An 18,593-nucleotide genomic window follows, 5' to 3' on the forward strand; every position below is an offset into this window, starting at 1 on the left:
CACCCGTTCGCCACTAATCCACCCCCGAAAGGGCTTCATCGTTCGACTTGCATGTGTTAAGCACGCCGCCAGCGTTCGTCCTGAGCCAGGATCAAACTCTCCGTGAATGCCTTCAAAAAGACAGACCACAAAGAGCGGCACAACCAGGAGGAATAATCCCGGTCGTGCACAGCGTCCTCGCTGTCATCAAAGAAATCCACACCCCCAAAAACCCGGGGATGCGGGGTATCAACATATCTGGCGTTGACTTTTGGCACGCTGTTGAGTTCTCAAAGAACGGACGCTTCCATCACAACCCTCACGGGCCACTCCGGGCGCTTCCCTCTCGGTGTCACTACGTTAGCGGATTTCCTCGCCCAACTCCTAATCGGAGTCTTGCGGCCAGTTTTTGGCGCACCAAAAACAAGCCCCGTTGGGGAAATCGTAGGTAGTGTTTGATCGCATCCGATGGGTTTCCTCGGCTTCGAGGCCGTGGCTACTGCCGATCGGTTTCAGCGACTCGGTCCACGTTAGTTCTTCCTACCTTCAGAGTCAAGTGACCTCTGGCGACGCCGGGGTTGATGTGGCCGGTAAGGACTCACCGTGGGGTCCTGGTCGATCCAGTAGCGCCATGGATGCATCGCCCCCGCGCCCCCCACACCGGTCCGGGGGCCACTGCGCAGCTGTGCGGTGGCAGCGACTTCACCAGCCAGTATGCGGAGCGGTGCATGCTCTTCCGTGCCGCAGAGATCCGTGCCGTTCAGCGTTCGGTCCACGTCCAGGGCCGTGGCCAGCCGGGCCGGGCCCTTGGCCAGTTCCGCGTCCCTCCGCGCCTTCGGACGTCGCTTCCGCGCATGCTCCCCGCCCGTGAGGATCTCGCCGGCGCGCAGCAGCACACCGCTCGCATGGCCCTCGGCTCCGCAGACGAGGTTGAGGCTGAACCACATGCCGTAGATGAAGTAGACGTACGCGTGCCCGGGAGGTCCAAACATCGAGGCGTTGCGCTGTGTGCGCCCCTTGTAGGCGTGCGAGCCCGGGTCAGCCTCTCCCGCGTACGCCTCCACCTCCGTGATGCGCAGAACGATCTGCCCGTCGGGTGCCGTGCGTACGAGGTACCGGCCCAGGAGTTCGGGCGCGACCTCGAGGACGGGGCGGTCGAAGAACGAACGGGGCAGCGGTGTGTGGCTGTCGTCGTTCTCTCGCGTACGGTCTCCGCCGGTGATCATGCCGACAGAGGGTAACCGAGCCGGAGGTCTGTGCTTCAAGCCGGTCGTCGATCATCCTGCTCTGATGCTGGAACCGTCGGACGTCGCCGGGCGTACCTCGTAGCGAAGTGCCGAGCACATCACGAGTGATCAGAAGAGACGCACAGGAAGTACCTGGGAGGGACTTGAGAGATGGGTTTCAAGAAGCTGTTCGCGAGCTTGGGGGTCGGGAGTGCGTCGGTGGACACCGTGCTGCACGAGCCGAACGTGGTGCCGGGCGGCGTCGTACAGGGGGAAGTGCACATCGAGGCGGGCTCCGTCGACCAGCAGATCCAGAGCCTGTCCGTCGGGCTCATGGCGAAGGTCGAGGTGGAGACCAACGACGGTGAGCTGAAGCAGAACATCGAGTTCGGCAGGCAGCAGCTCGGGGGTGCTCTGGAACTGAAGGAAGGTGCCCGGCACACCGTTCCCTTCCGGCTGGACGTGCCGTGGGAGACGCCGATCACGATGTTCATGGGGCAGCAGCTCACGGGCATGCACATCGGGGTCTCGACGGAGCTCGCGATCGCCCAGGCCGTCGACTCCACGGACATCGACCCCGTGAACGTCCACGCGCTCCCTGCCCAGCAGGCGATCCTGGACTCGTTCGGGACGCTCGGCTTCCGCTTCAAGACTGCCGACATGGAGAAGGGGCGGATCCGGGGTACGCGGCAGCAGCTGCCCTTCTACCAGGAGATCGAGTTCCTGGCGCCGCAGCAGTACCGGGGGCTGTCGCAGGTCGAGCTGTCGTTCGTGGCGGACGGCCGTCAGATGGACGTCGTCATGGAGATGGACAAGACGCCGGGCCTCTTCACCAGCGGCAGCGACTCGTTCCGCGCCTTCCAGGTGGATCTGACCGACTTCCACCAGACGGACTGGACGGCGTTCATCAACCAGTGGCTCACGGAGGTCGGGGGGCGCCGCAACTGGCTGTGAGTCCGGGGCCGCTGCCGCCGCCGGGCGGCGGTGCGTGCGTAGGTCAGCCGAGGAGCACCGACAGCGGTGCGTCCCGCACCGACCAGTAGCCGACCGCCGCCGTGAAGACGTTCACGGCGGTGGCGGCGGCCTTGGGGTCGGCCTGTTCGAAGCCCGGCCAGCCGGCGGTCATCAGCACGTATCCGTCCGTCTCTCCCCACCAGGAGAGGTCGGTGAGGGAGTCGGCGAGCGCGTCCCAGTTGTGTCCGAACCAGCCGGGCAGTTCGAGGCCGGTGGCACATCGGTTCATGAATTCGGCCTTGTCGGTGACGTCACTGAGATCGATCACCGCTCCGGTCCAGTTCGCGGCGTCCGCCTGCATCAGGACGTGCGGGCCGACGGAGTCGCAGCGGTACACCCCGGGGGGCACGGTGCCGTCGAACAGCCCCGGCAGCCCGCCGTCGGGCAGTTCAGGCAGTTCGGGCAGTTCCACGGGACTGGTCATCGTCGCACCACCGCTTCGAGGTCTCGTCGTGGGTCCATGGTGACAAAGACCACCACAGGGGCTCGTTAGGCTGGCCGGTGCAGCGATTCGCGCCATGAGGAGGTACCGACGTGACCGACCAGAAGCAACCGCCGCTCCCGCACGACTTCCATCCCCCCGTCGCCTCGTTCGAGGTGGTGAGTGACGATGTGTCGGAGGGCGGGCGGCTGCGGCCGGACCAGCTCTATTCGGAGGGGAACACCTCGCCCCATCTGCGCTGGGACGGCTTCCCCGCGGAGACCAGGAGCTTCGCCGTGACGTGCTTCGACCCCGACGCCCCGACGGGCAGCGGCTTCTGGCACTGGTGCGTCTTCGACATCCCCGTCTCCGTGACGGAGCTGCCCGCCGGTGCCGGCAGCGGTGACATGAAGGGGATGCCCGAGGGCGCGATTCACGTACGGAACGACTTCAGCACCCGGGACTTCGGCGGGGCGGCACCGCCGCCCGGGGACGGACCGCACCGCTATGTCTTTACGGTCTACGCCGTCCAGGACGAGAAACTCGGCCCGGACGGCGACGCCTCTCCCGCCTTCGTCGGTTTCAACCTTCGATTCAAGGCGATCGGGCGGGCCCAGTTGATCGGTCTGCACGAGGAAGTCGGAGGCTGACCCCAGGGGTTGGGCCCGGGCCGCGGGCCTGAAAATCCTTTGCGCCCCGTCGTTCCGGGATCGCACAGTGGTGGCGGGCAGTCGGCACCGCAGTGCGGGGACGGCGGGGCGCTTGTGTCTGCGCCTGCCGTCCGCCGGAGCCTGGCCCGGGGCCGGCGACCGCGCCGGCTGCCCTTCGGCTTCAGCCGGCTCTCGCAGGATCACGCCACCCGCGCTCGCGTTTCCCGGTTTCGCATTTCCCCGCGCTCTCCGGATTTCTTCCCGCCGCATTCTTCTTCTCCCTTTCACCACACCGCAGGCTGGTCGTCGACTCCCGTACGGCGGGTGGAAATTGCGTTGTCCGGGGATAACCACGACGGCAGAGTGGGGCCACCGCCGCAAGGGCGGGAGGGAAACGGGAGGTGGAGGGGATGCGCGAGACGCTCATCCTGAATGCCAGCTTCGAGCCGCTGTCGACGGTGTCGCTGCGCCGGGCCGTGGTGCTGGTCATGCAGGACAAGGCAGTCGTGGAGCACGCCCACCCCGGCCTCCGTGTGCGGGCGGCGAACATCGATCTTCCTGTGCCGCAGGTGATCAGGCTCTGCAGATACGTGCGGGTGCCGTTCCGACAACGGGCGCCGTGGTCGCGGCGCGGCGTCCTCGTACGGGACAGGCACCGGTGTGCGTACTGCGGGCGCCGGGCGACCACGGTGGACCACCTGGTGCCGCGTTCTCAGGGCGGGGGCGACACCTGGCTCAACACGGTCGCGGCCTGCGCAGCGGACAACCACCGGAAGGCGGACCGCACGCCCGCACAGGCCGCGATGGCTCTGACCGTGAAGCCCTTCGAGCCGACTCCGGCCGACGCGCTGCTGCTCGCCCTGGGCCTCAAGGACGGGGACGGCCTGCCGGACTGGCTCGCGGTGCCGGGGGCGTCGGTCTCCGTGCCGGCACTGCCTGCCACGGCCTGACGGGCCGGGCCCGCGGAGCCCACGTCGAACAGTGGCGGAAGTGCCCGGCAGACGGCCGCACGCAGAAGAGGAAGAAGCGCGGAACTCCGGTTCTCAGCGCAGGAGTTGCTGAATGATCGCCACCGTGCCGATCGCGATGACGATCACCCGCAGCGCGGCCGGCGGAAGTCTGCGCCCCACGAGGGCGCCGAACTGACCGCCGACCGCGCTGCCCGCGGCGATGAGCAGGACGGCCGTCCAGTCGAAGTCGGCGACGAAGAGGAAGAAGGCGGCTGCCGTGCCGTTGACGAGCGCGCCGAGGACGTTCTTCACGGCGTTGATCCGCTGCAGGTCCTCGTCGAGGAACATCCCCATCAGGGCGAGGTAGATGATGCCCTGGGCGGCGCCGAAGTAGCCGCCGTATGCGCTGGCGAACAGCATTCCCGTCGACAACGGGACACCGCCGTCGGTGCGCGCAGTCGTACCTCGCTTCTCGCGGCGGCGCTGTGCGAGACGGGTCAGCCACGGCTGGACGGCCACCATCAGCAGCGCCACACCGATGAGCGCGGGGACGATCATGTCGAAGGCGCTGGAGGGCAGAGCAACCAGCAGGGCCGCCCCCGTCATCGCGCCGGCGAACGCCACGCCGCCCAGCAGGAGTACGCGCCGCCGCTGCCCGCGCAGCTCGCGTCTGTAACCGATCGCGCCGCTGACCGAGCCCGGGACCAGACCGAGCGCGTTCGAGACGTTGGCGGTGACGGGCGGGAGGCCGACGGCGAGCAGCACCGGGAAGGTGATCAGGGTGCCGGTGCCCACGACGGTGTTGAGGGCGCCTGCCCCGATGCCCGCCGCGCAGACCGCCACCGCCTCCCAGATGGTCACGCGAAGCCCCTTCGAGATCAGTGCCGTACACACCGATCATGCCGGAGGGGCTCGCTGCGTGGGTCTCCGGGGGGTCAGTCGAGCTTCGGACTCTCCCTCGGCGGCTTCACCATGCTGGCGGCCGAGCCCCCGCCGCTGCTGGCGGCTCCGCCGTTGCCGCCGCCGGGCCGGAAGCCGTCGAGGGCACCGCCGAGCCCCTTGAGGGCGTCGCCGATCTCGCTCGGGACGATCCAGAGCTTGTTGGCGTCGCCCTCGGCGATCTTCGGGAGCATCTGGAGGTACTGGTACGAGAGCAGCTTCTGGTCCGGGTCACCGGCGTGGATCGACTCGAAGACCGTGCGGATGGCCTGCGCCTCACCTTCGGCGCGCAGCGCGGCGGAGCGGGCTTCACCTTCCGCGCGCAGGATCGAGGACTGCTTCTCGCCCTCGGCGGTGAGGATCGCCGACTGCCGCACACCCTCGGCCTGGAGAATCGCCGCGCGCTTGTCGCGGTCGGCGCGCATCTGCTTCTCCATCGAGTCCTGGATGGAGGTCGGGGGCTCGATGGCCTTCAGCTCGACGCGGTTGACGCGGATGCCCCACTTGCCGGTGGCCTCGTCGAGCACACCGCGCAGTGCGGCGTTGATCTCCTCGCGGGAGGTGAGGGTCCGCTCCAGGTCCATGCCGCCGATGATGTTGCGCAGCGTGGTGACCGTGAGCTGCTCGATCGCCTGGATGTAGCTGGCGACCTCGTACGTGGCGGCGCGGGCGTCGGTGACCTGGTAATAGATCACCGTGTCGATGTTGACGACCAGGTTGTCCTGGGTGATGACGGGCTGCGGAGGGAAGGGCACGACCTGTTCGCGCAGGTCGACCCTGTTGCGGACCGTGTCGATGAAGGGGACCACGATGTTCAGGCCCGCGTTGAGGGTGCGGGTGTAGCGGCCGAAGCGCTCGACGATGGCGGCGCTCGCCTGCGGAATGACCTGGATCGTCTTGATGAGTGCGATGAAGACCAGCACCACCAGGATGATCAGGACAATGATGATGGCGTCCATCCGCCCCCCTGCGTCTTTGTCTCTGATATGACGTCGCCAGGACCGACGACAACAATCGTCCCACCGCAAGTCGCCGTGCGCTCGCGGATGTTGAGGTTAGCTGCTGCCGGTCATCCCATCACGACCGCCGTGGCTCCGTCGATCTCCACCACGTCGACCTGAGAGCCCGGCTCGTAGGCCTCACCCGAGTCCAGGGCCCGTGCCGACCAGACCTCGCCGGCGAGTTTTATCCTGCCCCCCTGCCCGTCGACGCGCTCCAGCACCGTCGCCTGACGTCCCCGCAGCGCATCGACGCCGCTGCTGAGTTTCGGGTGCTGCCTGCGGGAGCGGCGTGCCATCGGCTGTACGACGACGATCAGGGCCGACGAGACCACGGCGAAGACGAGGACCTGCGCCACCATCCCGCCGCCCAGCCCGGCCGTGATCGATCCGGCGACGCCGCCCACCGCGAGCATCCCGAATTCGGGCATCGCGGTGAGTACGAGTGGGATTCCCAGCCCAACGGCGGCTATCAGCCACCAGATCCATGCATCCACACGACCATGTTAGGCGCGCGATCAGCTGAGGGGCAGACCCTGAGCGGTCCAGCGCTCGCCCCCGCGGTTCTCGACGACGAGCGGCAGCCCGAAGCAGCGCGAGAGATTACGTGAGGTCAGCTCCGTCTCGAGCGGCCCGGCGGCCAGCACCTGTCCCTGACGGATCATCAGGACGTGCGTGAACCCCGGGGCGATCTCCTCGACATGGTGAGTGACCATCAGCATCGACGGCGCGTAGGGGTCGCGTGCCAGCCTGCCCAGTCTGCGCACGAGGTCCTCGCGCCCGCCGAGGTCGAGTCCTGCCGCGGGCTCGTCCAGGAGGAGCAGCTCGGGGTCGGTCATCATGGCCCGCGCGATGAGGGTGCGCTTGCGTTCGCCCTCGGACAGGGTGCCGAACTTGCGGTCGAGGTACTCGGTCATGCCGAGCCGGTCGAGGAAGGCACGTGCGCGATCCTCGTCCACGTCCTCGTACTCCTCCTGCCAGTGCGCCGTCATTCCGTACGCGGCTGTGAGGACCGTCCGCAGCACCGACTGGGAGCGGGGCAGCTTGTCCGCCATGGCGATGCCGGCCATGCCGATGCGCGGTCGGAGTTCGAAGACGTCGACGCCGCCGAGCCTGTCGCCGAGGACGGTGGCCGTGCCCTTGCTGGGGAAGAGGTAGCTGGAGGCGAGGTTGAGCAGGGTGGTTTTGCCGGCACCGTTGGGGCCGAGGATGACCCACCGTTCGCCTTCCTTGACCGACCAGGAGACATCGTCCAGCAGAGCGTGGCCGTCGCGGACCACTGATACGTCCACCAGCTCCAGTACTTCGCTCATGAGCGCGTTGTCTCCCAAATGCAGTCGCCGTTACTCATGCCTTGTGAGCAGAGTCCCCAGCCAAACCTACGCCACGCGTTCGAGGGTCCGTTCCCTAGGCTGGGGTCATGCTCGATGAACCTCGTTCGGGGCGCCTGGCCGCTTGGGGAAACGCTCTGTTCGCCGCACTCATCTCTCCGGACGATGCCGCGCAGCGGATCGCCGGCGACGACGTGGTGCACCGCGTTGTGGGGCTTCCCGCCTCGCCGGGTCCGTACGCGGATTCCGAGCCGGAGCCTGTCGGACTGACTCTCGCCCTCGGTCGTCTGCGGTCGATGGGGGCGCGGGGGCTGCGGGTCGCGCTGCCCGTGCCGGGGCATCCGCTGGGGCTGAGCGGACCGCCGGAGTTCAACTCCCGGGCGCTGGACGCCGGTGAGGCCGTGATCGCGCAGGGCGCGGGCGTGGGGCTGGTGCCCGAGCTGTACGAGGCCGGGCCGGAGGGGGACGTGCACTCGGAGGTCACCTGGCACTGCCTGTCCGTACGGGAGGCGCCGCCCGCCGACGTGCCCTCGCTGAGCGAGGCCGAGCGCGAACTGGCCGAGGCGATGCGCGACGCGACCGAGGTGCTCACGGAGCTGGACGTGGCGGGCTCCGGGCCGGTGGCGGCCGCGGCGCTGGAGACGTACCGGGCGCGCATGGAGGCCGGGAGGCAGCTCCTGGCACCCGGGTATCCGCCCCGTGCGGTGAGGGTGCTGGAACTGGCGCAGCGCGTGCGCGCGCTCGTCGCCATCGCGTACGGAGAGGAGGACGGGACCGGGCGCGGGGGCGGCGGCGAGGGCGGTGACGGCCGTGAGCACGGCGGTGCGGTGAGCGCCTCGCAGATCGCGGCACGCGCTGAGGCTCTGCGGCCGGTGGAGCGAACCGCCAGGCGTGCGCAGGTCGCCGCGTACAACGCGTACGCGGAGGAGCTCGAACGGAAGAGGTCATGGGAGTCGTGAGGCCGCACCGCCTCGGCACCGTGTGGTGACGCTGCAGGCGCACCCTTCCGCCGTCCAACCGCCCGGCCGGCTGCCCCTCGGCCCGTCAGCTCGTCAGCCCGTGTCGCACCGCCCACAAGGCCGCCTGCGTGCGGTCGGCGAGGTCGAGCTTCATCAGGATGTTCGACACGTGCGTCTTGACCGTCTTCTCCGAGAGCACCAGCACACGGGCGATCTCCCGGTTCGAACGCCCGTCAGCGATCAGCTCCAGCACCTCGCGCTCCCGCTCGGTGAGGACGGAACCCCGCCCGGCGCCTCCGCCGGTTCCGGCCTCGTCCGAGAGCAGCGCGCCCGCGACCTCGGGCTGGAGGAGCACATGGCCGGCGTGTACGGAGCGGATGGCACCGGCCAGTGCGTCGGGGTCGACGTCCTTGTAGACGTAGCCCGCCGCTCCGGCGCGCAGCGCGGGCACGACCGTGCGCTGCTCGGTGAAGCTGGTGACGACGAGGGTCCTGGCGGGGTTCTGCAGCCGGCGCAGTTCCTTCAACGCCTCGATGCCGTCGGTGCCGGGCATCTTCACGTCCATGAGGACGATGTCGGGGCGCAACTCCTCGGCGCGCGCGACCCCTTCGTCGCCGTCGGCGGCCTCGCCGACCACCTCGATGTCGTCCTGGACCTCCAGGAAGGTGCGCAGTCCGCGCCGCACGACCTGGTGATCGTCGACGATCAGGACTCGGATCGGATCAGCCACCGGGCACCTCCAACTCCACGACCGCTCCTTTGCCGGGCTCGGAGTCGACGGTCAGGGTTCCGCGGACGCCGCTCGCCCTGTCCCGCATCGAGACCAGTCCCAGGTGCCGTCCGGCCTTGCGTACGGCCTGCGGGTCGAAGCCACGGCCGTCGTCTGCCACGCGCAGCCGCGCCCCCGCAGCGGCGTAGGTGAGGGTGACTCCGACGCGCGAGGCGGACGCATGGCGCAGCGCGTTGTGGAGGGCCTCCTGCGCGACACGCAGCAGGGCCTCTTCCTGCGCGGCAGGCAGGGCACGCACCGTCCCCTCGGCGACGAATCCGACCTCGGCGGAGTGTGCGCGGTCGAGCACCTGCGTCTGGGTGCGGAGCGTGGCCACGAGACCGTCCTCGTCGAGGGCCGCGGGACGCAGTTCGACGACGGCAGCGCGGAGTTCCTCGGAGGCGTCGGCGGCGAGCCGGTCGATCTCGTGCAGTTCGTCCTTGGCCCTTGCCGGGTCCCGGTCGACCAGCGCCGTGGCGGCCTGTGCGGTGAGGCGCAGGGAGAAGAGCTTCTGGGCGACGGCGTCGTGCAGGTCGGTTCCGATACGGGCGCGCTCGCCGGCGATGGTCAACTCACGGCTGCGCTCGTAGAGGCTGGCGTTGGTGAGTGCGATGGCGGCGTGCTGGGCGAGAAGGCGCAGCAGCTGCTCGTCCTCCTCGGTGAAGGCGCAGCCGCGCACCGGTGCCGCTCCCCCGCCGGTTGCCGATTCCCCGCGGTCGGTGTCCTGTCCGTGCTCTCCGGGCGCCCCGCCGGCGGACGGCGCGCACCTCTTGTTCGCGAGGAAGAGTGCGCCGAGCACCTCCTCGCCGTCGGCGACGGGCATCCCGAGGAAGTCGGCGAGTTCCGGATGCGCGCGGGGCCAGCCGCCGAAGCGCGGGTCGTTGCGTACATCGGCGAGCCGCTGGGGGGTGGCCTCCTGGAGCATCGCGGCGAGGATGCCGTGCTGACGGGGCAGCGGCCCGATGGACTTCCACTGTTCATCCGTCACACCGTCCACCACGAACTGCGCGAAGCCGCCGTGGTCGTCGGGCACGCCGAGAGCCGCGTACTCGGCGTCCAGCAGGTCACGGGCCGAGGAGACGATCGTCTGCAGGACGTCGCGGACCTCGAGTTGCCTGTTCATGGAGAGGATCGCGGCGCTGACCGCGGCGAGCCCGGAACTGCGGAGCATGCCGTCACGGTACCGGCGCGGAGAGCCCTTCGGATCGGGCCGGGGCGGGACCTGGACGGGGGTCCGGAGACCTAGGACCTGGGACCAGCAGTGTGACCCTGCGTTTATCGCACCTACACACTGCGTAAAACTAACCGGGTGTGTGGTGTGAGTCGCCGCATAGGACCCAGATCACGTACGAACGTACTTAGTAGACGTTGTCCACTGACCGGACGTGCAGCGCTGGCACGTCAAGGCATTCGCTCTGCTCCAAATCCACTACCAAGGTTAGTAATGGTGATTTTTGCCCGGTGACTGACGGCAGCTGAGAATGACTGCCGCCGCAGCGGCCACCGTCGCTGCGGTCCGCGAACTGGAAGAGGTTTCCTCCCATGAGCGTTCCCAATCCCGAACGCCACGGCAGGCTGTCCCGTCTGCACAAGATCTCTGCGGCGACCGGAGCCGCAGCCGTCGGTGTCACGGCTTTCGCCTTCACCGTCGTGCCAGGTCAGAAGAGCAGCGGGAGCGTGACTGCCGGACCGGAGATGGCGGCCAGGCCCGTCGCACTGCAGACTGCCGCGGACAGCCCGGCCGAGCAGAAGGCGAGCATCGACGCTCAGACCTCTGCCGCGAACGACCGCGCACGCGCACACGCCAAGGCCGAGGCGAGCAAGAAGGCCGAAGCCCGCGCGAAGGCCCGGCACGAAGCCGCCGTGAAGGCCGACCGGGAGCGAGAGCTGGCAGCGAGCCGCTCCGCGGAGCGCAGCAAGGCCAAGTCCCCCTCGGGTTCGCCGAAGCAGATCGCCCGGCAGATCATCGGCAACGAGACACAGTTCCAGTGCTTCTCGAACATCGTCGAGAAGGAGAGCGGCTGGAACGTGCACGCGCAGAACCCCAGCGGCGCGTACGGGCTGGTGCAGGCTCTGCCCGGCTCCAAGATGGCCTCCGCCGGCCCGGACTGGCGGAACAACGCCGCCACCCAGGTCAAGTGGGGGCTGAAATACATGAAGGACCGCTACGGCAGCCCCTGCGGCGCGTGGTCCTTCTGGCAGTCCAACAACTGGTACTGAGCAGCGGCCGCACGGCACGGGCAATGGCCCTGTTCCTAGCGGCGCACACGCCGGAGGCGGCGGCATCCTCTCGTGATGCCGCCGCCTCCTGGCGCGTTGCGGGGTCCGGAGCCGGTCGTCCCAGTCCCCGTCCCGGTCCGGGTCATTACTTGCGCATGACCTCGGGCTCGTGGCGGCGCAGCAGCCTCGCCACGACGAAGACCAGGGCGATACCCAGACCCAGCAGGACGGCCATGTCCAGCACGTACGTGCCGGCGGTGTGCTCCCACAGCGGGTCCGGGTTGCCCTTCTCCCACGGCAGCAGCGTGTTCATGTCGGCCGTCGCGCCCATAGCGGCCACGGCCCAGCGCGAAGGCATCAGCCAGGAGAACTGCCCCACGCCCGGGGTGTCGAAGAGCTGGAAGAGCACGCCGGTGAAGACCACCTGGACGATGGCGAACATGACCAGGAGCGGCATGGTCTTCTCGGCCGTCTTCACCAGGGAGGAGATGATCAGGCCGAACATCATCGAGGTGAAGCCGAGAGTGATCACGGCGAGGGTCATCTCGACGGCGGGGAGGTTCTCCCCGATGACGCCTTCGGCGGGCAGCTCGCGCGGGGCGAAACCGATGGCGGAGATGATCACACCCTGCAGGGCCGTGACGATCCCGAGCACGAGGACCTTGCTCATCAGATACGCGGACCGCGAGAGGCCGGTGGCCCGTTCGCGCTCGTAGATGACACGCTCCTTGATCAGCTCACGTACCGAGTTGGCGGCGCCGGAGAAACACATTCCGACGGCCATGATGAGCATGATCGTGCTCGCGTCGCGGTTCGTCCTGCCGTTCTTCAACGGGCCGTAGCCCAGGCCGAAGTCGCTGGGGATCAGCGTGCTGACCCCGCCGAGGACGACTGGCAGGATCACCGTGAGTGCGAGGAAGCCCTTGTCGGAGGCGATGACCGACACGTAGCGGCGCACCAGTGTCCAGAACTGCGAGCCCCAGCTCTGCGGTTTCTGCGTACGGGCCGGCGGCGCGTGCACCTGCGAGGCCTGCTGCGGGGTGACGGAGTCGAGGTCCGCCGCGTACATCTGGTAGTGCTGCGAACCGTGCCAGCGGCCCATCCAGTCGTAGTCGCGGTAGTTCTCGAACGCCGAGAAGACGTCCGCCCACGTGCCGTACCCGAAGAAGTTCAGCGCCTCCTCGGGAGGCCCGAAGTAGGCGACGCCTCCGCCGGGGGCCATCACCAGCAGCTTGTCGCACAGGCCCAGTTCGGCCACGGAGTGGGTGACGACGAGCACCGTGCGGCCGTCGTCGGCGAGGCCGCGCAGCAGCTGCATCACGTCGCGGTCCATGCCCGGGTCGAGCCCGGAAGTTGGTTCGTCCAGGAAGATCAGCGACGGCTTGGTCAGCAGCTCCAGGGCGACGGAGACGCGCTTGCGCTGGCCGCCGGAGAGTGACGTGACCTTCTTGTCCGCGTGGACGTCCAGCTTCAGCTCGGCGAGCACCTCCTCGACGCGGGCGTTGCGCTCGGCCTCCGCGACGTCGCCGGGGAAGCGCAGCCGGGCCGCGTAGCGCAGCGCCGTGCGGACCCTCAGCTCCTTGTGCAGGATGTCGTCCTGCGGCACGAGACCGATGCGCTGCCGCAGTTCGGCGAAGTGCTGGTAGAGATTCCTGCTGTCGTAGAGGACTTCGCCGACGTCGGCGGGGCGGTAGCCGGTCAGCGCGCGCAGCAGCGTCGACTTGCCGGAGCCGGACGGGCCGATGACGCCGACGAGCGACTTCTCGGGGACGCCGAAGGTCACGTTGTCGAGGATCACCTTCCCGTTGTCGACCTTCACGGTGAGATGGCGGGCGGAGAAGGTGACCTCTCCGGTGTCCACGAACTCCTCGAGCCGGTCGCCGACCAGCCGGAAGGTGGAGTGGCCGACGCCGACGGTGTCCTGCGGAGTGATCACCGTGGAGCCCGACTTGGGCAGTGGCTGGCCGTTGACGTAGGTGCCGTTGTGCGAGCCCAGGTCGTGGATCTCGAAGCGGCGGTCCGGCGAGGCGCGGAACTCGGCGTGGTGCCGGGAGACCTGGAGGTCGGAGACGACTAGTTCGTTCTCCAGCGCGCGGCCGATCCGCATCACCCTGCCGAGGGAGAGCTGGTGGAAGGTGGTGGGGCTGCGGTCGCCGCCCTGCCCCGAGGGGGGCGAGCTCTGGTGGGGTGCGCCCTGCTGAGGTATGCGTCCCTGCTGCGGGTGGGGGTGCATGGGCTGCTGGCCCTGGTAGCCCTGCTGCGGCACGCCGGCCTGCTGGTTCTGGAACGGCTGCTGAGAGGGCTGCTGCCAGCCCGGGTTCTGCTGCGGCTGTTGCTGTGGCGGCTGCTGCTGTGGCTGCTGCTGCCAGGCCTGCGGTTGCTGCTGGGGCTGCTGCGCCTGCTGGTGCTGCTGAGGTGGTGCCTGCATGGCGCCGGCCTGCGATGCCTGGGGGTGGCGCCCGCCCCCCTGCCGCTGCGGCTCCGGCGTGGACGTCCGCGCGCCCTGGGCGTCGCCGCCGGGAGCCTGCGCCGCTCCGCTTCCCGAGAGGTCGAGCTTCGGTCCGTCCGTGGCGTTGCCCAGACGTACGGTCATGCCGGGGCGGAGCTCCGTCTGCTGGATGCGCTGCCCTTGTACGTACGAGCCGTTGGTGCTCCCCTGGTCCTCGATGACCCAGCTGTGACCGCCCCATCTGATGGTGGCGTGCCGCCAGGAGACCCTGGCGTCGTCGATCACCACGTCCCCCTGCGGATCGCGCCCCACGCGATACGGTCTGGACGGTTCGAGTGTCCAGGTCCTGCCGTTCAATTCCAGTACGAGTTCCGGCACTCCATGCCCCACAAAGTTGTCCCCCGAGTGACTCCCTGCGCGGGGAGCCTAGGGATGGCGAACATCGTTGGGAACTATTTCAGGCCCGGGCCCTGGACAGGAAGTCGCCCCATGTCACAACCCCACGTCAGCTGTGACAGGCCGGGGACGCGCCTGTACCGGGCTGGAAAGAGCGCTGCTCACGGCGCTCACCGGACACGGGGAACCCTTGCGGAGAGCTCGCCCGCGACCGGAAGCCCCCCGGGGGTGTCCCGCGCCCCTCAGCGATACGGTTGAAACACCATGACCACATCGCCGGGCACGCCGCCCTCGTACGCCGATACCCCCACCCTCCTGGTGAAGATCTTCGGAAGGGACCGGCCCGGCATCACGGCCGGTCTGTTCGAGACCCTCGCCGCCTTCGCCGTGGAAGTCGTCGACATCGAACAGCTCGTGACCCGGGGCCGCATCACGCTGTGCGCCCTGGTCACCGCCCCCGGACCGGCCGAGGACACGGGCGCCGCGCACGGCACGGCGAGCGAGGGCGAACTGAGGGCCACCGTGCACGGCTGGGCCGAGTCGATGGGCCTCGAGGCCGAGATCATCTCCGGCAGGGGCGACAACGAGCCACGCGGGACCGGCCGTTCACATGTGACGGTGCTCGGTCAGCCGCTCACCGCCGGTTCGACCGCCACCATCGCCGCCAGCATCACCGCCACCGGCGGGAACATCGACCGCATCTTCCGGCTCGCCAAGTACCCGGTCACGGCAGTGGAGTTCGACGTGTCCGGCGCCGAGACCCCGATGCTGCGCACCGCGCTCGCGCTGGAGGCCTCCAAGCACGGCGTCGACATCGCCGTGGTCGCTTCCGGACTCCAGCGCAGGGCTCAGCGGCTGGTCGTCATGGACGTCGACTCCACGCTGATCCAGGACGAGGTGATCGAACTCTTCGCGGCACACGCCGGCTGTGAGGACGAGGTCGCGGAGGTCACCGCCCGCGCCATGCGCGGCGAGCTGGACTTCGAGCAGTCCCTGCACGCGCGTGTGGCGCTGCTCGAAGGGCTGGACGTCTCCGTCGTGGACAGGGTGCGCAAGGACGTGCGCCTCACACCCGGCGCGCGCACCCTCGTGCGCACCCTCAAGCGTCTCGGCTACCAAGTGGGCATCGTCTCCGGCGGGTTCACGCAGGTGACCGACGCACTCCAGGACGAGCTGGGTCTCGACTTCGCCGCCGCCAACACCCTGGAGGTCGTGGACGGCAAGCTCACCGGCCGCGTCACCGGCGACATCGTGGACCGCGAGGGCAAGGCCCGGCTGCTGCGCCGTTTTGCCTCTGAGGCGGGCGTACCGCTCGCGCAGACGGTCGCGATCGGCGACGGCGCCAACGACCTCGGCATGCTCAACGCGGCCGGACTCGGCGTCGCCTTCAACGCCAAGCCCGTGGTGCGCGAGGCCGCGCACACCGCCGTCAACGTGCCGTTCCTGGACACCGTGCTGTACCTGCTCGGGGTGACGCGGGAAGAGGTCGAGGCCGCCGACTGCACCGGCGAGGACGAGCTCGCCGAGGACGGCGGCCCGGTGCGGGAGAGCGCGGAGGCGGGGCGTCCCCCCGGCGAGGACTGAATCCGCGGCCACAGCGCCTCAACGCCCGGCCGCGCAGCTCGAATTCGCGGGCTCCGGCCGCCACGGCACCGAAGCGGACATGGACGGACCAACGGTGCCCCCGGCCGTGACGGCCGGGGGCACCGTGGTACGCGTGAGGCCGGGGACTACTCCGGCGGCTCGTGCGGCTCCCAGTAGTCGGTGAGCGTGGCGACGCCGGGCTCGAGGGACTTCCAGGAGCCGTCGAAGCGGAGCACCGCGACCGTCGAGGTCGGGAAGCCGTTACGCGACATGCGCTCCAGGGTGTCGCCCTTGGCGTCTCCCGTCAGGGCCTCGGCGACGCCCTGGATTCCGGGGTTGTGCCCGACGACGAGCAGGTCCTGGACCTCCTCGGACACATCGTTCAGCACCGCGATGATCTCGCCGGGCGAGGCCTCGTACAGACGCTCCTCGTACACGGTCTTGGGACGCTGCGGCAGGTGGTGGGCGGCAAGTTTCCAGGTCTCACGGGTGCGGACGGCAGTCGAGCAGAGGGTCAGTCCGGGGGCGATGCCGTGCGTGGCGAGCCACTCTCCGACGATCGGGGCGTCCTTGCGGCCGCGGTCCGCGAGGGGACGCTCATGGTCGGCCACCTCAGGCCAGTCGGCCTTGGCGTGCCGGAGAAGGACGATACTGCGGGGCACATCGACGCTCATGTCTCCCAGCTTCGCACGAAACGTGGCGCAGGGCGGAGGGTGTTGACAGTGCTCAGAAGGACGCGGAGGGCTGACGTCTCCCGTTCGTCAGCCCAGCAGCGCCTGTGCCACACGCTCCAGCACGGCTGCGATCAGCGCTCCCCCGGCGCCTTCCGGCTGCTGCTGTGCCGCACCGGCCTCGCTGCCGCCGAGCAGCAGCGCCAGCAGCAACGCGAAGGCGAGTACGGGCAGGACGGCCGCCCACCACGGCAGCTGTGTGCGGCCTGCCGCGGGCGGAGAGTGCTGCCGCACAGACGTCGCATGTGACGCGGAGCGGTGGCTGCGGGCACGGGCCGTGGTCATGGGCTCGCCCTCCTGGTTCCGTGGATCGTCGGCTGTGTGAGACGACGCTACGGAAGCGGGAGCGGGCGCCCCATCCGGTGACCCACCCACTTCTCCCTGACTCGGCCCCCCTAAGGGTGGTGGGGTCAGCCCCACCACCGCCGGGGCGGCCGCAGGGATCAGGGTGCCGCGATGGAGGCGACGATCCCGATGAGGATCATGATTCCGAAGATCAGGGCGAGAATCAGGAGCAGCTTCTTCTGGCCGTTCTCCGGATGGGGTTCAAGCACTGGCATGCGTTCAGTCTCGCACCTACCGGCCGTCCTCGATCACACGGTCCCGTCCCGCCAGCACGCCCGTCACCGTCTGCGCGAGCAGCAACCCGGTCATCAGCAGCAGCGGTGCGTGCCAGCCGCCGAAGGCGTCGTGGAGTGCCCCGACGAGCAGCGGGCCGGGGATGGAGAGCAGGTAGCCCGTGCTCTGCGCGAAGGCGGAGAGCTTGACCACGCCGGCGCTCGAGCGCGACCTGAGGCTGATCATCGTCAGCGCAACGGGGAAGGCGCAGTTGGCGATCCCCAGCAGCAGCGCCCACAGCCAGGCGCCCCCGGCCGGAGCGAGCCACAGCCCCGCGTACCCGGTGAGACCGCACAGGCCCAGGGCCACCACGAGCGGGCCCTGGTGCCGCATGCGGGTCGCCAGGCGCGGGACCACGAAGGCCAGCGGTACGCCCATGCCCATCGTGACGGCGAGCATCAGGCCCGCGGACGAGGCGGAGACGCCCGCGTCACGGAAGATCTGCGGGAGCCAGCCCATGATGATGTACGCGGCGGTTGCCTGGAGCCCGAAGAAGGCACCGAGCGCCCAGGCGGTGGGCGAAGTGCCGACGCGGATGCGTGCGCTCTCGCGTGCGGGACGCGGTGACGAGGACTCCGCTCCTGCCGGACCGTCCTCGTCCGCCCCGGGATCAGCGTCCGCGTCCGGCTCCGCCCGTCGGCTGACCGGGTCCTTGAGCACCACCAACCACGGCAGGGCGGCCAGCACCCCGAGCAGTGCCCATGCGCCGAGCCCGGCGCGCCAACTGCCGCCCAGAGCCTCGGTCATGGGCACCGTGACGGCCGCCGCGCAGGCCGTGCCGAGTGCCAGGCCCATCGAGTACAGGCCGGTCATCGCCCCGATCCGGGTGGGGAACCAGCGCTTGACGACGACCGGCATCAGCACGTTGCTCACCGCGATGCCGGCGAGGGCGAGAGCGCTCGCCGCGAGGAAGGCCACCGTTCCGCCGGCCAGCGGCCGCAGCGCCAGCCCCGCGGTGATCGCGACCATGCCCACGAGCACGACCGGGACGGGACCACGGCGCTGGGCGAGGCGGGGCGCGAGGCTGCCGAAGACGGCGAAGCACAGCGCAGGAACGGACGTCAGCAGCCCGGCCACGGTGCCGCTCATGCCCAGGTCACTGCGTACTTCCTTCAGCAGCGGGCCGAGGGCGGATATGGCGGGACGGAGATTGAGCGCGGCCAGGACGAGACCCACGGCGACCACGCGCACCGCCCAGCGCGGCGCGCTCGCGGCGACCGTACCCGGGAGTCCTGGGCGGCCGGTGCCGCGTGAAGAGGCCGGGGATGCCCCGGCCTTCGCCTTTCCGTCGGCGTGGTTCAGTCCGTCTTCCGTCATTACCATGACTCCCATCATAGAATCATGGGATGAATAGACGGT

General features: G+C 69.3%; 19 protein-coding genes and 1 rRNA gene. 6 read left to right on the forward strand and 14 right to left on the reverse strand.

Annotated features, from left to right (window positions below):
* Together I004_RS0110795 and I004_RS0110800 are read right to left on the reverse strand one after the other, a co-directional pair.
* Positions 1–107: ribosomal RNA gene (locus I004_RS0110795) — 16S ribosomal RNA — on the reverse strand; the annotation flags it as partial.
* Positions 108–509: 402 nt separating this feature from the next.
* On the reverse strand, positions 510–1,205 hold the full coding sequence (locus tag I004_RS0110800; protein WP_051344926.1) for a DNA-3-methyladenine glycosylase: 696 nt from the start codon (positions 1,203–1,205) through the stop codon (positions 510–512).
* Positions 1,206–1,376: 171 nt separating this feature from the next.
* On the opposite strand from I004_RS0110800, the gene I004_RS0110805 reads away from it, so the two are divergent.
* On the forward strand, positions 1,377–2,159 hold the full coding sequence (locus tag I004_RS0110805; protein WP_028435504.1) for a sporulation protein: 783 nt from the start codon (positions 1,377–1,379) through the stop codon (positions 2,157–2,159).
* Positions 2,160–2,202: 43 nt separating this feature from the next.
* On the opposite strand, the gene I004_RS0110810 is transcribed toward I004_RS0110805, so the two are convergent.
* Positions 2,203–2,643, reverse strand: coding sequence for a barstar family protein (locus I004_RS0110810; RefSeq protein ID WP_028435505.1), 441 nt, complete (start codon positions 2,641–2,643; stop codon positions 2,203–2,205).
* Between the two features lie 110 nt (positions 2,644–2,753).
* On the opposite strand from I004_RS0110810, the gene I004_RS0110815 reads away from it, so the two are divergent.
* Together I004_RS0110815 and I004_RS0110820 are read left to right on the forward strand one after the other, a co-directional pair.
* Positions 2,754–3,290 carry a YbhB/YbcL family Raf kinase inhibitor-like protein gene (locus I004_RS0110815; RefSeq protein ID WP_028435506.1) on the forward strand — a complete coding sequence of 179 codons (537 nt, stop codon included), beginning with the start codon at positions 2,754–2,756 and terminating at the stop codon, positions 3,288–3,290.
* A gap of 410 nt (positions 3,291–3,700) precedes the next feature.
* Entirely contained in the window at positions 3,701–4,240 is a 540-nt protein-coding gene (locus tag I004_RS0110820) for an HNH endonuclease (protein ID WP_028435507.1), read from the forward strand.
* A 93-nt stretch (positions 4,241–4,333) separates the two neighbouring features.
* On the opposite strand, the gene I004_RS0110825 is transcribed toward I004_RS0110820, so the two are convergent.
* The 4 genes from I004_RS0110825 to I004_RS0110840 all read right to left on the reverse strand — a co-directional run bounded on the left by I004_RS0110825 (position 4,334) and on the right by I004_RS0110840 (position 7,490).
* A complete protein-coding gene (locus tag I004_RS0110825; protein ID WP_028435508.1) occupies positions 4,334–5,101 on the reverse strand; it encodes a sulfite exporter TauE/SafE family protein in 768 nt (255 codons plus the stop codon).
* 74 nt (positions 5,102–5,175) lie between these two features.
* Complete coding sequence (locus I004_RS0110830; protein ID WP_028435509.1) at positions 5,176–6,138, reverse strand: SPFH domain-containing protein; 963 nt, start codon at positions 6,136–6,138, stop codon at positions 5,176–5,178.
* Positions 6,139–6,248: 110 nt separating this feature from the next.
* Positions 6,249–6,674 carry an NfeD family protein gene (locus I004_RS0110835; RefSeq protein WP_037975796.1) on the reverse strand — a complete coding sequence of 142 codons (426 nt, stop codon included), beginning with the start codon at positions 6,672–6,674 and terminating at the stop codon, positions 6,249–6,251.
* Positions 6,675–6,695: 21 nt separating this feature from the next.
* Positions 6,696–7,490 (reverse strand): ABC transporter ATP-binding protein, encoded by a 795-nt coding sequence (locus tag I004_RS0110840; RefSeq protein WP_028435511.1) that lies wholly within the window; start codon positions 7,488–7,490, stop codon positions 6,696–6,698.
* A 107-nt stretch (positions 7,491–7,597) separates the two neighbouring features.
* Between I004_RS0110840 and I004_RS0110845 the strand changes: the two genes are divergently transcribed.
* A complete protein-coding gene (locus I004_RS0110845; protein WP_028435512.1) occupies positions 7,598–8,467 on the forward strand; it encodes a hypothetical protein in 870 nt (289 codons plus the stop codon).
* 85 nt (positions 8,468–8,552) lie between these two features.
* Here I004_RS0110845 and I004_RS0110850 read toward each other — a convergent pair whose 3' ends face one another.
* Together I004_RS0110850 and I004_RS0110855 are read right to left on the reverse strand one after the other, a co-directional pair.
* Positions 8,553–9,197, reverse strand: a complete 645-nt coding sequence (locus tag I004_RS0110850; protein WP_028435513.1) for a response regulator transcription factor — start codon at positions 9,195–9,197, stop codon at positions 8,553–8,555.
* Complete coding sequence (locus tag I004_RS0110855; RefSeq protein ID WP_028435514.1) at positions 9,190–10,407, reverse strand: GAF domain-containing sensor histidine kinase; 1,218 nt, start codon at positions 10,405–10,407, stop codon at positions 9,190–9,192. The genes I004_RS0110850 and I004_RS0110855 overlap by 8 nt, the downstream gene beginning before the upstream one ends.
* Before the next feature lie 371 nt (positions 10,408–10,778).
* On the opposite strand from I004_RS0110855, the gene I004_RS33325 reads away from it, so the two are divergent.
* Complete coding sequence (locus tag I004_RS33325; RefSeq protein ID WP_078511005.1) at positions 10,779–11,456, forward strand: aggregation-promoting factor C-terminal-like domain-containing protein; 678 nt, start codon at positions 10,779–10,781, stop codon at positions 11,454–11,456.
* Between the two features lie 145 nt (positions 11,457–11,601).
* Here I004_RS33325 and I004_RS0110865 read toward each other — a convergent pair whose 3' ends face one another.
* Positions 11,602–14,295, reverse strand: a complete 2,694-nt coding sequence (locus I004_RS0110865) for an ABC transporter ATP-binding protein/permease (protein ID WP_486579894.1) — start codon at positions 14,293–14,295, stop codon at positions 11,602–11,604.
* A gap of 270 nt (positions 14,296–14,565) precedes the next feature.
* Between I004_RS0110865 and serB the strand changes: the two genes are divergently transcribed.
* Positions 14,566–15,885 (forward strand): phosphoserine phosphatase SerB, encoded by a 1,320-nt coding sequence (serB, locus tag I004_RS33330; protein ID WP_078511006.1) that lies wholly within the window; start codon positions 14,566–14,568, stop codon positions 15,883–15,885.
* A 146-nt stretch (positions 15,886–16,031) separates the two neighbouring features.
* On the opposite strand, the gene I004_RS0110875 is transcribed toward serB, so the two are convergent.
* The 4 genes from I004_RS0110875 to I004_RS33335 form a co-directional block, all read right to left on the reverse strand.
* Positions 16,032–16,559 (reverse strand): SixA phosphatase family protein, encoded by a 528-nt coding sequence (locus I004_RS0110875; RefSeq protein WP_028435516.1) that lies wholly within the window; start codon positions 16,557–16,559, stop codon positions 16,032–16,034.
* An 87-nt stretch (positions 16,560–16,646) separates the two neighbouring features.
* The gene (locus I004_RS0110880; protein WP_486579895.1) at positions 16,647–16,901 is read right to left on the reverse strand and encodes a hypothetical protein; all 255 of its coding nucleotides are present in this window, start codon (positions 16,899–16,901) and stop codon (positions 16,647–16,649) included.
* Between the two features lie 158 nt (positions 16,902–17,059).
* Positions 17,060–17,176, reverse strand: coding sequence for an SGM_5486 family transporter-associated protein (locus I004_RS40240; protein WP_281393728.1), 117 nt, complete (start codon positions 17,174–17,176; stop codon positions 17,060–17,062).
* A 16-nt stretch (positions 17,177–17,192) separates the two neighbouring features.
* Positions 17,193–18,557: a CynX/NimT family MFS transporter gene (locus I004_RS33335; RefSeq protein ID WP_486579897.1), complete on the reverse strand. Its 1,365-nt coding sequence runs from the start codon at positions 18,555–18,557 to the stop codon at positions 17,193–17,195.
* Positions 18,558–18,593: the final 36 nt, after the last annotated feature.

Source organism: Streptomyces sp. TAA486, assembly GCF_000426165.1.